Genomic DNA, 13,755 nt, shown 5'->3' with positions numbered 1-13,755 from the left:
TTGCTGTCGAGGACGAAGTTCGGGGGCTCAACGTGCGATCCACCAGACCGGGTCCATGCAGGCGGCAAGGAATCGGCCTGCTTCATGTTAGGGGATCAGGTCGTGGGCGACGGATGTTGCCCGGACCACGCCGAACCGAGTCCGTTTCCAGCAGGTGCCCGGAATCGCCGGAGTTTTTTCGCCGACCGCCAGAGCAGAAGCAGGCCGATCGCGAACAGGAACAGCGCACCGAACAGGAATGCGAGGTAGAAACCTGGTGCGAGCCAGGCCGATCGTATCACCGGCGCGACCTCGGCACCGTCCATGGCGGCCCCTGCGATTGTGGTCATCGGCACTGTACTGGTTTCGATCGCTGTCATGGCGTGTCCCCGGCCGAACCGGCGCCGTGGCGGCACCGCATCCGACCTGGGGTATGCGCGCGATTTATTGCACGCGTGGGACAGACCGTATCATTGCGTCACCCGCTGCGCGGCCGGAACGCGCCGATCCCGGCAATTGCGAGGCGACGGGCAGGAACCGCGGTCTCGGCAAAGCTGAGGCGGAGCAGACGGGCGGTGACCGGGCTCGCAAAGGCAATGCGCTGAGTCGCGAGCGCATAGGCGATGTTGGGCAGTTCGCCCTTGCCGGCCTCTTGCCAGTTGGCGCCGTCGGTGCTCGTCTCGATCCGGTAGCCCTTTGGCGGTGCGGTGTCTGCCATCACCGCGCGCGACGGCGTCAGGCTGAACCCGGCAAGCGTCTCGGTCGCGCCGAGGTTGATCGTCACCGAGGCGGGGGCGCCGGGTTTGGGGGCGGGCAGCGCCCAGCTCGTCGCGGTATCGTTGTCGAGCAGTGCCTGTGCGCCGGGGGCGGAGGCGGCGGCGATCGACCAGCGCGTCGTGGCGACGATGCTAGGGTCGGATGCGACGACGGTGGCGACCGCGGCGGGCGCGACCTGGCGGAAGAGCGCGATCTCGCGGATCGCGGGACAGGCGGGGGCCTCGAGGATTCGCAGACGCAGGCGGCGGGCCGTGACCGGTGCGGGCAGGCGGATGATCCGCTGCGCGCCGATGCAGGCGTGCTGCGCCAGTTCACGCCACCGGCCGTCCACTTCGGCATCGACCGCAAACCGCGTCACGCGCAGTCCGAGCGGGAGATATTCGCGCAGGCGGATAAGGTCGAAAGTTCGGCCGGGGGGAAGGTCGAGCACGAGACTGGGAGTCGTGATCCCGTCGGCGGTCGACCAATAGCTGTCGGCGCGACCGTCGAGAACGTTTGCCGGCGTGAAGCCGGGGCCGCGGCTCTGGCTGGCGGTCGCGACCGCACCCTGAGCGAGGTCGCGCGCGAAGGTGGCGGCCTGCGCGGTGCCGAACGACTTCAGCACGGCGACGTCGATATCGGCGAGGCGGCCGCGCCGGTCGGGTGGCAGGTTGAGGTTGAGGTTGGTGCCGCGACCGACCGACTCGTCGTACAGCTTTACCAGCCGCGCGGGCGTCTTGACCTTCGCATCCTCGTCGGCGTGATAGAACCAGCCCGGGCGGATCGAGACGTCGGTCTCGGCCGGCCACCAGAGCGGCGCACCCCGCACGCCCGAATTGCCCTCGCTCTGGACATAGGGATGGTTCGGCATGGTCGGCCAGCAGGGATCACCCGCGACCCCGTCCTCATTGCCGACCCAGCGCACGTCGGCGCCGAGCGGATCGAAGGTGCAGGCCATCGGCTGATGTTGATGGACCAGCGCGACGATCGACGGCCAGTTGTAGTATTTCGGCGCATCGATCTTCCGCGTGTCGCGCGCACCGCCATAATAGCCGTCGCCGCCATTGGCGCCGTCGAACCAGAATTCGAACAGCGTTCCATAGCGCGTACAGAGCTCAACCACCTGCTTGCGGAAATAGTCGACATAGGCCGGGCGGCCATATTCCGCGTGATTGCGATCCCAGGGCGAGAGGTACAGCCCGAAATCGAGCCCGGCCCGCCTGGTCGCGCGCTCCATCTCGCCGACGACATCGCCCGTGCCGTTCTTGTACGGGCTGTTGCGGATGCAATGCTCGGTCAGCATCGTCGGCCACAGGCAGAAGCCGTCATGATGCTTGGCGGTCAGGATGATGCCGCGCATGCCGCCTGCCTTGGCCGCCGCGACGATCTGGTCGGGGTCGAAATCGGTCGGGTTAAAGAGCTTGGGATCCTCGTCGCCATAGCCCCATTCGCGATCGGTGAACGTGTTGATCGAGAAATGGACAAAGGCATATTGCTCGCGCGCATGCCAGGCGAGCTGGCGCTTCGACGGCGTCGCGCCCCAGGGGCGGGGTGCGGGCGTGCGGCTCGCGGCGAGCGCGGGTGTCGCGGTTGCGGCCAGGCCCGAGGCGAGCAGGAGGCGGCGGGAAACTTCGGTCATCATCGTCTCCATGGGAATTCAGGCGGCGGGGCGCCCGAACGAGGGGGGGCGGTCAGCGAGCTTCGCGCCGAACGCCGGATCGGGGGTGGCGGACATGGTGAAGCGCAGCGTACCGCCGGCGACGAGGTCGGCATGCGCGATCCAGCTTTTCGTCCAGGGCTTGCCGTTCCAGGTGACCGCGGTGACATAGGGCGTATCGATGCGGTTGCCCGGCGCCTCGATCACGACCTTGCGCTTGCCCCCGACCTTGAGTTCGGCGCGTGTAAAGAGCGGCGAGCCGAACACATAGACCGCCGCGACTGGATCGACCGGGTAGAGGCCGAGCGCTGACATCACGAACCAGGCGCTCATCTGCCCGCAATCATCGTTGCCGATGATCCCGTCGGGCGCGCGCTTGTACATCGTCGTCAGGATCTTGCGGACCAGCGCCTGCGTCTTCCAGGGCTGGCCGACATAGGCGTAGAGATAGGGCACGTGCTGATCGGGTTCGTTGCCGTGCGCATATTGGCCGATCAGCCCCGAAATGTCGGGCGGCGCGTCCCTGGGCAGCGTCGAGGGCGCAGCGAACAGCGCGTCGAGGCGTGCGGCGAACTTCGCATCGCCACCGAAATGCGCGATCTGGCCGTATAGGTCATGCTGGTTGAGGAAGGTCGTCTGCCAGCCATTGGCTTCGGTGAAGTCGTGGTAGCGCTTGATATGGCCGAGCTGGATCGGGTCATAGGGCGTCAGCCAGCTGCCATCGGCAAGCTTGGGCCGCGCCAGGCCGATCGTCGGGTCGAGCACGTTGCGATAGTTCCGGCTGCGCTCACGCAGGCGGGCCGCGTCGTCGGTCGCCCCGGCCCTGGCCGCGAGGGCGGCCATCGCCCAGTCGTCATAGGCATATTCCTGGGTCCGGCTGACCGACTCGTCGACCTGATCGGCAGGCAGATAGCCCCGCGCGATATAGGTGCCGCGCGCGCGGCTGTTGACGAGGTCGGGGGCCTTGGCGTCGAACGCGCGCGTGCGGATCGCAGGCCAGGCGGCGGCATAGTCCGCGTCGATGCCCTTGGCCGCGGCCTCCGCCATGATCGCGACCGAATGCCAGCCGATCATCGTGCCGGTCTCGACCCCCTGGAGCGGCCAGCAGGGCGGGCCATAGGCGCTTTGCTGCGTCTGGCGGACCAGGTCGCGGACGAGCGACCGCGCGCGATCGGGCGCGACCAGCGTCAGCAGCGGGTGGAGCGTGCGGTAGGTGTCCCAGGTCGAATAGGTGCTGTAGGCCTGTTCGCCCTTGGGGACGCTGTGGACCAGCCGGTCGAGCCCGACATAGCGGTCGTCGACATCCGAAAACAGCGTCGGCGCGAGCATCGCATGATAGAGCGCGGTGGCCATGACGACGCGTTGGTCGTCGCTGCCACCGTCGATCTTAACGGTCTTGAGCGCATCGGCCCAGTCGCCGATCGCCTGGCGCCGCGCGGCATCGAAGTCGCGCGAGGCCGAGGCGGCGAGGTTGGTCCGTGCGCCCGCCATGTCGACCGCGGAGACCGCAGTGCGCACGACGATCGGGGCGGAGCCCGCATCGTCGTAATGCAATACCGCGCGCACGCGGTCGGCGGTCGCGATCGCGCCGTTGACGACCTGGTCGCCCGCATGGAGCGTGATCCGGTCGGGCTTGCGCGAGACCTGCATCGCGAAGTGGATGCGGCGCCCCTTGGCCCAGCGGAAGGTGCGGCGGCTGCCGATCAGGATGCCGTCGGATTCGAGTTCGATCCGGCTGTCGTCGATCAGCGGGCCTTCGCCCGGGCGGCTGTCGCGGTAATTGCCGAGGTCGATCAGGAGATGCCCGGGGCCGGCGGGAAAGCGGTGCCGCTGCCAGCCGACGCGCGCTTCGGCGGTGAGTTCGGAGCGGACGCCGTTGCCTAGCGTGCAGGCATAATAGCCGGGCTCGGCACTTTCCTGCGCATAGGTCTGGCGATAGCCTTCGCCGGGCTTGTCGGGTGCGCCGGGGCGCAGCTTGACCGGGCCGCGCGCAGGGACGACGAGCACGTCCATCATGTCGGCGATGCCGGTGCCCGACAGATGCGTATGCGAAAAGCCCATGATCGACGGGTCACCGCGATGATAGCCCGAGCAGTTCGCCCAGTTCTCCGTATCCGTGTCGGGGCTGACCTGGACCATGCCGAACGGCACGGTCGCGCCGGGATAGGTATGGCCGTCACCGCCGGTCCCGATCCACAGATCGGGCACCGCGCGCGACCGGCCGGCAAAGGCCGGCATCGCGCCGCTCAGCGCCAGCGCACCGGTCGAGCCGAGCAACGCACGTCGCGTGAGCCTCATAACGGCGCCGCCAGCAGCGCAGGGCGGGTATCGGCAAGATGGACGAGCAGTTCCCCGAACAGTCCGTTTGTCCAGGCGAACCAGCTGCGCGTGAACTTGGTGGGATCGTCCTTGTCGAACGCTTCGTGCATGAAGCCGGTGTCGGCATCCGTATCGCGCAGCATTCTGAGGCAGCTGCGGACGGTCGCGTCGTCGGCGCCGGCAAGCGCGCGGATGATCAGAGACATTGGCCAGATCTGGTCGAGCCCGACATGCGGGCCGCCGATCCCCTCCGCCTTGGTGCCCTTGAAGAAATAGGGATTGGCGTCGCTCCATGCCGCGTCGGCGGTGCGGCGCCAGAGCGGGTCGGTGGCAGGAACGCAGCCCATATAGGCGAGCGCGGACAGCGACGGCACGTTGGCGTCGTCCATGAAAACCGCGTTGCCGAACCCGTCGACCTCATAGGCCCAGACCTCGCGGCCGTCGCGCAGCCGCATCTTGCCATGCGCGTTGAGCGCGGTCTCGACCTCCGCCGCGAGCGCGGTGGCATCGGCGGCGAGCGCGGTATCGTTGCGCGCTTCCTTCGCGACGACGGCCAGTTCGCGCAGCGTCGTCACCGCGAAGTGATTGGCCGGGATCAGATAGGGATAAAGGCAGGCATCGTCGGACGGACGAAAACCGCACTGGATCAGGCCGTTCGGCTTGGCGGGATTGCCCCAGCCCTCGAGCGCCATCGTCTCGGTATTGCGGTTCGAGGCGCGCAGGAAGCTATAGGGTCCGCGACCGTCCTTGCGCTGCTGCTCGCGATAGGTGCGCAGGCTGGCGCGTGCTGCCTCCGCCCAGGTCGCGTCGAACGGGGTGGCGTCGCGTGTCGCCTGCCAATAGCCATAAGCGAGACGCATCGGGTAACAGAGTGAGTCGATCTCCCATTTGCGCTCGGCAACACCCGGTTTCATATCGGTCTGGTCGTGCAGCGCCCAGCTCAGCTCGGTCTTGCCAGCGAGATCTTCGAGAAATGCGTTGGCATAGGGATCGAGCAGGATCGACCGCGACTGGCGGGCGATCAGCCCGCGGAACACGGTGCGCAGTGCGGGATCGTTGCGGACGAGGTGGAGATAGGGGCGGAGCTGCGCCGAGCTGTCGCGCAGCCACAGGCAGGGAATGTCGCCGGTGATGACGAACGCGTCGGGGGCACCGCCGATGGTCGACATCCGCACGGTCGTGTCGAGCGTGTTGGGATAGCAGTTGCCGAACATCCAGCGCAGCTTCGGATCGGCGATCCGGGCCGAGACGCGGGCGATCTCGCGTTCCACCGCCCGGCTCTTGAACAGACGGTCGGCGACGGCGGGGCGCTTGGAGGGCAGGTTCGGGCGGGCGGCAAAAGCAGGGGTGCCGACGAGCGCGAGCCCGCCGGCGATCAACGAACGGCGATCGATCATTTGGGCAGCCCAACCGCTGCGCCGGTGATCGTCAGGTCGGTCCATTGTCCCTCTCCGTCGCCGGGCTGGCCGCCGCCGACATAGAGGCGATAGGCGCCGGGCTGGATCGTGCGCGTGCCGTCACGCGCGACGCTGCTCATCGAGCGGGGATCGAGCGCGAACGAGACGGTGCGCGACTGGCCGGGCTTGAGCGCGACGCGGTCGAAGCCGACGAGCTGGCGCTGGAGCACCGCGGTGGTCGCTCCGCCGCCGGTAGTCGCGGTCGGGACGAGATAGGCCTGAACCACCTCTTCGCCCGCGCGCGCGCCGGTGTTGGAGACCTTCGCCGCGAGCGTGAGCGGCTGGCCGGCGGCGACGGTGAGGCTGGGTTTTGCCGCGGCATAGCCGAAGCTGGTATAGCTCAGCCCGTGGCCGAAGCCCCAGAGCGGCTTGCCTGTAAAATAGCGATAGGTGCGCTCTTTCATCGTATAGTCGATGAAGGCGGGCAGGTCGCTGGCAGACTTGTAGACGGTGACGGGGAGGCGACCCGAGGGGTTGTTGAGCCCCGCCAGCGTCTCGGCGATCGCGGTGCCGCCGGCCTGGCCCGGATACCAGGCGGTCAGGATCGCGTCGGCGAGCGACGGATCGACCGCCACCGCGCTGCCGCTGGTCAGGACGAGGATGACGGGTTTGCCGGTCGCGCGCAGTGCTCTCAGCAGCGCCTGTTGCGCGAGCGGAAGCCCGATGTCGGTGCGGTCGCCGCCGACGAAGCCGGGGACACTGACCGACAGCGCTTCGCCCTCGAGATCGGGCGACAGGCCCATCACCGCGACGACGACGTCCGACGCGTTTGCAGCCGCGACGGCGGCGGCGAGCATCGGCGCGGCGGGCGGCGTCCAGAGCAGGCGGATACCCTCGTCGTCGCTGCGGTGATCGAGTTCGAGGCGGAAGACGGCGGGTTTGCCGTCGCTGGAGACCGGGATCTCGACGCGGCCCTTCTTGATCTCGCCGGCGGTGAGCTGGCGGCCGCCGATCCAGAGGCGTGCGACGTCATGGACCGAACAGTCCTTCCAGCACGCCGGGACGTCGATCACCAGCGTATAGTCACCCGCGGCGGGCGGGGTGAAGACACCCGACCAGCGGACGCCAAAGCTGCGGCCAAGCCCGGGCGCCGGACTGACGCGGTTGAGGTCCGCATCGATGCGGCGTTCGGTCCGCGTCAGCACCGGCGTGCCGCCGGTCGTCCCGGTACCTGCGAAATACTCCGCCTTCAGACCCTGTGGGAAGACGGTTTCGGGCACCACCACCGGCGCGCCGTCGGCGAGCACCGAGCCCTGGGCATAGCGGACATTGGCGGCGCCGAACTGCTTGCGGATACCGTCGAGCGGGGTGACCGGGGCGACGGCGGTGCCGTGGTAATTGCCCTGGAGCACGCCGATATCGTCGGCATTGGTGCCGATCACCGCGATCCGGCTGCCCGATTTGAGCGGCAGGCGGCTGGCGTCGTTCTTGAGCAGCACGATCGATTTGCGCGCCGCTTCGAGTGCGAGCGCACGGTGCGCGGGGGTGTCGACCTGATCGGTGCCGATCTTGCTCCACGGGCTGTCGCCGCCGAACGCGATGCCCAGCGCGCGGCGGGCGCGGAAGGCCCGCGTTAGCGCGGTGTCGACCTCGGCCTCGCTCACCAGGCCCTGGCGGACCGCGGCGGGGAGCCCGGCATAGGCGGTGCCGCAATTGAGGTCGGTGCCGCCCCTGATCGCCGCCGCCGCTGCGCCGGGCGTGTCGAGCCGGTAGTGGTGATAGGTGCTGATATTACCGACCGCGTCGCAATCCGAGACGGTGAAGCCGGTAAAGCCCCAGTCGCGCCGCAGCCGGTCGACCATCAGCGGCGACGACGCGCAGGCGGGCACCCCGTGGATCGAGTTGTACGCGCACATCAGCGAGAGCGCCTTGCCCTCGGTCACCGCCTGACGGAAGGCGGGCAGGTAGGTTGCTTCCAGATCCTGCGGGCTGGGGTCGACGTCGAAGCTGTCGCGCCCGGCCTCGGGGCCGCTGTGCACCGCGAAATGCTTCGGCGTGGCGACGACCTTGGGGTGGAGCGGGTCGGGGCCCTGGAGGCCGCCGATGAAGGCGACGCCGAGCCGCCCGGTCAGATACGGGTCCTCGCCATAGGTTTCCTGCCCGCGCCCCCAGCGGGGATCCCGGAAGATGTTGATGTTGGGCGACCAGATCGTCAGCCCTTCATAGATGCGGCGATCGGCATTGGCGGGCTTCGCGTTGAAGCGCGCGCGTGCCTCGGTCGCGACGACGTCGCCGATCTTGCGGACGAGCACCGGATCCCAGGTCGCGGCCATGCCGACCGCCTGCGGGAACACGGTTGCATGACCATTGCGCGCGAGACCGTGCAGTCCCTCGTTCCACCAGTCATAGGCGGGCAGGCCGAGCTTCGGATCGGCGGGCGCGGTGCTCTGCAGCTGCGCGGCCTTCTCTTCCATCGACATGGTGGCGACCGCGGTGGCGACGGGATCGGCGGAGGCGAGCAGGAGCCAGATCATCGGGCAAGGGTCCTCAAGGTGAGCGCTTTGCGCAGTGTGGCAGGCGACGCGTCCGACGCAACGGCGACGGTCCGCGTCTCGCCCGGCAGAAGGTCGAACCCGTCGTCGGCGGGCTGCGCCGCCACGTCGCCGAAATCGAGCATGACCGCGCGGGCGAAGCGGCTGGCGGTGATCGTTGCGGTCGAGCCCGACCAGGTGACGCTCAGGCCCGGATCGGGATAGGCCATGTCCTTGGGCAACGCGCGTTCGATGATCGCACGGCTGGCGACCGTGTCGCCGACGATCAGCTCGGCGACCGCATAGCTGGTCCCCGGCGCGGCACTGCCGAAAAGCGTCGCGTCGGGGAGCGTCGCGGCGAGCGTCGACGAGAGCGGCGGCAGCGTCGCGGGCGTGGTGGTGTCGTTCAGCACGGCGCCCGCCATGTCCATCGCGCGCACCCGCCAGCGCGCGGCGATCGGCGTGGTCGCGTCGGAGATCAGCGAGATCCGCGTCGCGCCATCCTTGTGCTCCGCGGCGATTGCTTGGGGTGCGAAGAAGCGCCGCGCGGCATAGTTCAGCAGCTTCCACTGGCCGTCATGATCGATGCTCGCCCAGCTGATCGAGGGCCAGACGTCGTTCAGCTGCCAGTAGAGCGACCCCATCGTCACCGGGCGGCACGCACGGTGATGGAGGGCGGCAATGCGGATCGCCTCGGCCTGGTTGACCTGCGTCAGATAGACGAGATCGGCGAAATCCTTCGCCGGGCGCAGGCGATCGCGTAGATACATCAGCAGCCGCTCATTGCCCTCGCCGGCGAGGAACTTCTGATGCGCCTTCATCACCGGGCTGTCTGCGGCAAGCGGGCCCTTGCCCGCGAAGGCGCGGATCGTCGCGAGGTCCGGCATCGCCTGGAACCCATATTCCGACATGAAGCGCGGGCAGCTGTCGAGATAGCGTTCGACCGGTTTCGATCCGGACCAGACATCCCAGAAATGGCGATCGCCGTTCGTGTCGGTGTCGGTCGGGCCCTCATAATCGGTCGAGGGGGAGCCCGGCCAATAGGGCGTGCCGGGCGAATATTTCGTCACCGCCTGGCGCAGCACGCGGTCGAACAGCACCGCCATGCCCGCGCCGATCCGCTCCTGCTCATCCGCGCCGACCGCCTTCTTGAACGCCTTGCGATCGGACCAGTTCTCCCAGCCCGACAGCACTTCGTTGCCGCCGGCCCAGATCACGACCGAGGGATGCGAGCCGATCCGCGCGACCTGCTGCTCGGCCTCGATCCGGACATTCTCGCGGAACGCGGCATCGGGCGGCGTGACGCTGCCGCCGAACATGAAGTCCTGCCACACCATCAGCCCCATGCGGTCGGCCAAGTCGTAGAACGCGTCGTCGAGATAATAGCCGCCGCCCCAAACGCGGATCATGTTCATGTTGGCGTCCGCTGCGCCCTTCAGGATCGTCTGCATATAGGCGGGGGTGACGCGTGACGGGAACATGTCGAACGGGATCAGGTTCGCGCCCTTGGCGAAGATCGGCGTGCCGTTGACCTTGAAGCCGAAGCTGCCGTCCTTGCGGATCAGTTCGACCGTGCGCAGGCCGATCCGCCGCGTGACACTGTCCTCTGCGGTCGCGTCCGCGCCGGCGAGCGAGGCGGTGACGGTATAGAGCGGTTGCGCGCCATAGCCGATCGGCTGCCAACGCTGCGGCGCGGCGATCGTCAGCGGTAGCGAGACGCTGTTGCTGCCGGCGGCGAGCGTGACGCTACGGTCGACCGTGACGGCCTTGCCGTCGGGGCCCGTGACCACCGCGTGCACGGTGGTGCGACCGGGCGTGTCGGCGACGATGTCGAGCTTCGCCGCGATCCGCGCCTCGGCGTCGCTCAGATCCTCCTGCTCGACCCGGAACGTCTCGATCCGCGCCTCGTCCCAAATTTCGAGACGGACCGGGCGCCAGATGCCGATATTGACGATCCGGGGACCCCAGTCCCAGCTGTAATGATATTTGGGTTTGCGAATATAAGGCGAGGTCTGCTTGCCCTTGGGCTCGTCGCCGAACGCGCTGTCATATTCACCGGGAAGCGGATGCTTTTCGGCGAGCACCATCGGCTGCAGTGTGCGGATCGGCGAAGCGATCGTCACCAGCACCTCGTTGCGGCCAGCCTTCAACGCCGATTTCGCGTCCACGCGCCAGCGACGGTGCGCGTTGTCGGTCTTCAGCAGCGGCGTGCCGTTGACGGTGACGGTCGCAAAGGTGTCGAGACCGTCGAATACGAGATCGAGATGGTCGCGCGCGAGCATCGCCGGCGTGACGTCGAGCACGCGGCGGAACTGCCACCGGGTCAGCCCGGCCCACTGGATCGCCGCCTCGTTCATGCCCTTGTAGGGATCGGGGACGCGGCGCGCGGAGATCAGGTCCTGCTGGACCGATCCCGGCACCGTGGCCGCGAGCCATTTCGCCTCGCGCTTGTGCGCGGCGACCGCGCTCGTGTCGGTCGGATCGATCCGGACCTGCCAGTCGCGGTCGAGCGTGACCACCGTCTTCGGGGCCGAGATCGCGGGCGAGGCGAGTGCGAGGAGAGGGAGTAGGAACCAGCGACGCATCAGCGTGTCTCCGTGAGTTGCATCCGCTCGACCGCATAATAGGGATCGGACGTTGGGGAGGTGAATTGCAGGCAAATGTCGCGGTCGCCGGTCAGCGCGGGCAGGCGGCCCTTGACGCTGAACCGGGTGGCGGCAGTTGCCGGATCGGGGAGCGGGAAGGTGCCGGCGACGACGGGCTTGGCACCCGCCACTGTGCAGCCGACGAGCACGATCAACTCGCCGTGCGGGGTGACGTTATAGTGCCGGCGCAGCTTGGTATCTTCATGCGCGAGCGCATAATGACGCGGCAGTCGTGCGATATCGATCGTGAAGCCCTTGGCGATATCCATCGGCGCGGCGGGATAGGCGGTGCACAGGTCGAACAGGTCGATATTGTAGACCGGTGCATTTGCCTGCGCCTCGGGCGTCAGCGGCACGCGTAGCGCGAGCGATCCCTTGGGACAGGCGACCATGTCGGAGGCAGTGCGCGTCAGCAGTGCCTGACGGCCGGTATCGAACAGGCGTGGCTCGGCGATCTGCTGGCCGGCGGCATCAAACGCGGCGGCGCGGATTTTGACCCCGGCTTTGATCGACAGCGGCGCCGTATAGGCGGGCGACCGCGGGCCGGGGGCCTTGCCGTCGAGTGTGTAGCGGATCGTGCCATAGGGCGCCTGCGTCGCCAGCCAGACCTTGGCGTTTTTGGTGCGCAACGCATCGCCGCGTGTGCCGGCGAGCGTATAGCCGACTGCGAACGCGCTGTCCGCGACCTGCATGCCGGAGGTGCGCCAGCGGCCGATCTGCGGCTGGACCCGCTCAAGGAAACTGCCGAAGTCGCGCTTGTCCTTGCCCGACCAGGTGATCTCGGCGAGCGCGGCGGCGCGTGGGAAGATCAGATGCTGCATCTGATAGGGCGTGACGATGTACTCACTCCACAGATTGCCCTGTGCACCGAGCACGTGATGCGCCTTGTCGGCGGGGATCCCCGCGGGCATCGGCTCGTATTTGTACACGGTCTCGAGCGACTGGATGTCGATTCGGCCCGGCGGTTCGTCGCTGCGATCGCTTTGCAGGCTGTTGAGGTAGAGCGTCGGTGCAGGCGAGAGGACGACGTCGTGGTTCTGGTTCGCGGCCTCGACCGCGCCCTTTTCGCCACGCCACGACATCACCGACGCGGAGGCGGGGAGGCCGCCTTCGAGGATTTCGTCCCAGCCGATCAGGCGGCGGCCCTTGCTGGCAAGATATTCGCCGAACTGGTCGATCATCCAGCTCTGCAGCCCGTTCTCGTCCTTGATCCCGAGCTTTACCATCTGCGCCTGGACTTCGGGGCTGCGTTCCCACTGATCCTTGACCGCCTCGTCGCCGCCGAGATGGACATAGGTGCCGGGGAAGACCGCCATGATCTCGTCGAGCACCGTCTTGACGAAGGCGATGCCCTTGGGGCCGGGATTGAAGAGATAGGGGTTCACGCCCCAGTCGCTGCTGACCTTCGGCGTGTCGCCAAGGACGCCGAGGTCGGGATACGCGGCGACGAGCGCCTGGGCGTGGCCGGGCAGGTCGATCTCGGGGACGATGACGATGCCGCGCTCGGTTGCATAGGCGACGAGCTTGCGCAGCTCGTCCTGCGTGTAGAAGCCGCCGACCTGCGTGCCAGGCGCCTCGCCGGTCGAGGGGGACGTCCGGACGCTGCCGATCGCGGTCAGCCGGGGATAGGCCTTGACCTCGAACCGCCAGCCTTGATCGTCGGTGAGGTGGAGATGGAGCGTGTTGAGCTTCACCGACGCCATCTGGTCGACGATCGCATAGAGCGAGGGCAGCGACTGGAAATGCCGTGCGGTGTCGATCATCAGCCCGCGCCAACCGAAGCGGGGGGCATCGTCGATCGTGACCGCTGGGATCCGGACGGGCTGGCCGAAGGCGCGATCGGGGCTGATCAGCTGCGCCAGCGTCATCGCGCCATAGACGAGCCCGGCATCGCCCGACGCCGCGATCCGCACGCCGGACGCATCGACCGTCAGACGATAGGCTTCCGCGCCCTTGATCGCCGCGTCGCGATCGATGCGGATCACGCCGCGCGCGCCGGTTGCCAGCGTCAGGCCGCGTTCGACCTTCACATGGGCGAGGAGCAGACGGGCGGCGGCGGTGGTGCCGGCATCGCCGGGATTGGCGGACACCGTGCTGCCCGTCGCGATCGTCACGGCGCCGGTTCCGCGCGTCATCGCTGCGGGTTGCGGGACGAGCGGCAGGCGGTCCTGCGCATCGGCCACGCCGGTGGTGCCGAGCATCATGCCGGTCGCGATAAGCGCGCATCCGAAACGGGGGGGTGCGTTTGACCGCATGATTTCTGCTCCCGGTAACCGGCTCCTCACGGCCGCTAGTCGGGGAATGTAACCAATATAGGTCCAGACACAAGCCGTTGATTGGCCGATGTCCCGAAACCTTCCGCCGAGCCGCGATGATGTTTGCCCGTCTTTCCGACAGATCTGGTAGCAGCGACCCGTTTTGAACGGAAATACCAATATAATCCTTGGCGTCGGTCTGGTTGCCGCGCGGCT

The 13,755-nt window shown here is 67.9% G+C and carries 7 protein-coding genes; all 7 read right to left on the bottom strand.

Annotation, left to right across the window (positions count from 1 at the left end; all coding sequences use genetic code 11):
* Window positions 1–95: 95 nt before the first annotated feature.
* Complete coding sequence (locus NEF64_RS11710; protein ID WP_156360406.1) at window positions 96–359, bottom strand: hypothetical protein; 264 nt, start codon at window positions 357–359, stop codon at window positions 96–98.
* 98 nt (window positions 360–457) lie between these two features.
* Window positions 458–2,374 carry an alpha-L-fucosidase gene (locus NEF64_RS11705; RefSeq protein ID WP_056408681.1) on the bottom strand — a complete coding sequence of 639 codons (1,917 nt, stop codon included), beginning with the start codon at window positions 2,372–2,374 and terminating at the stop codon, window positions 458–460.
* A gap of 18 nt (window positions 2,375–2,392) precedes the next feature.
* Window positions 2,393–4,690 (bottom strand): GH92 family glycosyl hydrolase, encoded by a 2,298-nt coding sequence (locus NEF64_RS11700; RefSeq protein ID WP_056407718.1) that lies wholly within the window; start codon window positions 4,688–4,690, stop codon window positions 2,393–2,395.
* Window positions 4,687–6,108: a glycoside hydrolase family 125 protein gene (locus tag NEF64_RS11695; protein ID WP_252573766.1), complete on the bottom strand. Its 1,422-nt coding sequence runs from the start codon at window positions 6,106–6,108 to the stop codon at window positions 4,687–4,689. The genes NEF64_RS11700 and NEF64_RS11695 overlap by 4 nt, the downstream gene beginning before the upstream one ends.
* Entirely contained in the window at window positions 6,105–8,642 is a 2,538-nt protein-coding gene (locus tag NEF64_RS11690) for a glycoside hydrolase family 3 C-terminal domain-containing protein (RefSeq protein ID WP_056407721.1), read from the bottom strand. Before NEF64_RS11690 ends, NEF64_RS11695 begins: the two co-directional genes overlap by 4 nt.
* Window positions 8,639–11,224: a beta-mannosidase gene (locus NEF64_RS11685; RefSeq protein ID WP_252573764.1), complete on the bottom strand. Its 2,586-nt coding sequence runs from the start codon at window positions 11,222–11,224 to the stop codon at window positions 8,639–8,641. The genes NEF64_RS11690 and NEF64_RS11685 overlap by 4 nt, the downstream gene beginning before the upstream one ends.
* A complete protein-coding gene (locus NEF64_RS11680; protein ID WP_235516441.1) occupies window positions 11,224–13,488 on the bottom strand; it encodes a beta-N-acetylhexosaminidase in 2,265 nt (754 codons plus the stop codon). The genes NEF64_RS11685 and NEF64_RS11680 overlap by 1 nt, the downstream gene beginning before the upstream one ends.
* Window positions 13,489–13,755 lie beyond the last annotated feature (267 nt).

The sequence above is a fragment of the Sphingomonas aerolata genome (assembly GCF_023935825.1).
Taxonomy (GTDB): domain Bacteria; phylum Pseudomonadota; class Alphaproteobacteria; order Sphingomonadales; family Sphingomonadaceae; genus Sphingomonas; species Sphingomonas aerolata.
This window is presented reverse-complemented; position numbering and strand designations above follow the sequence as displayed.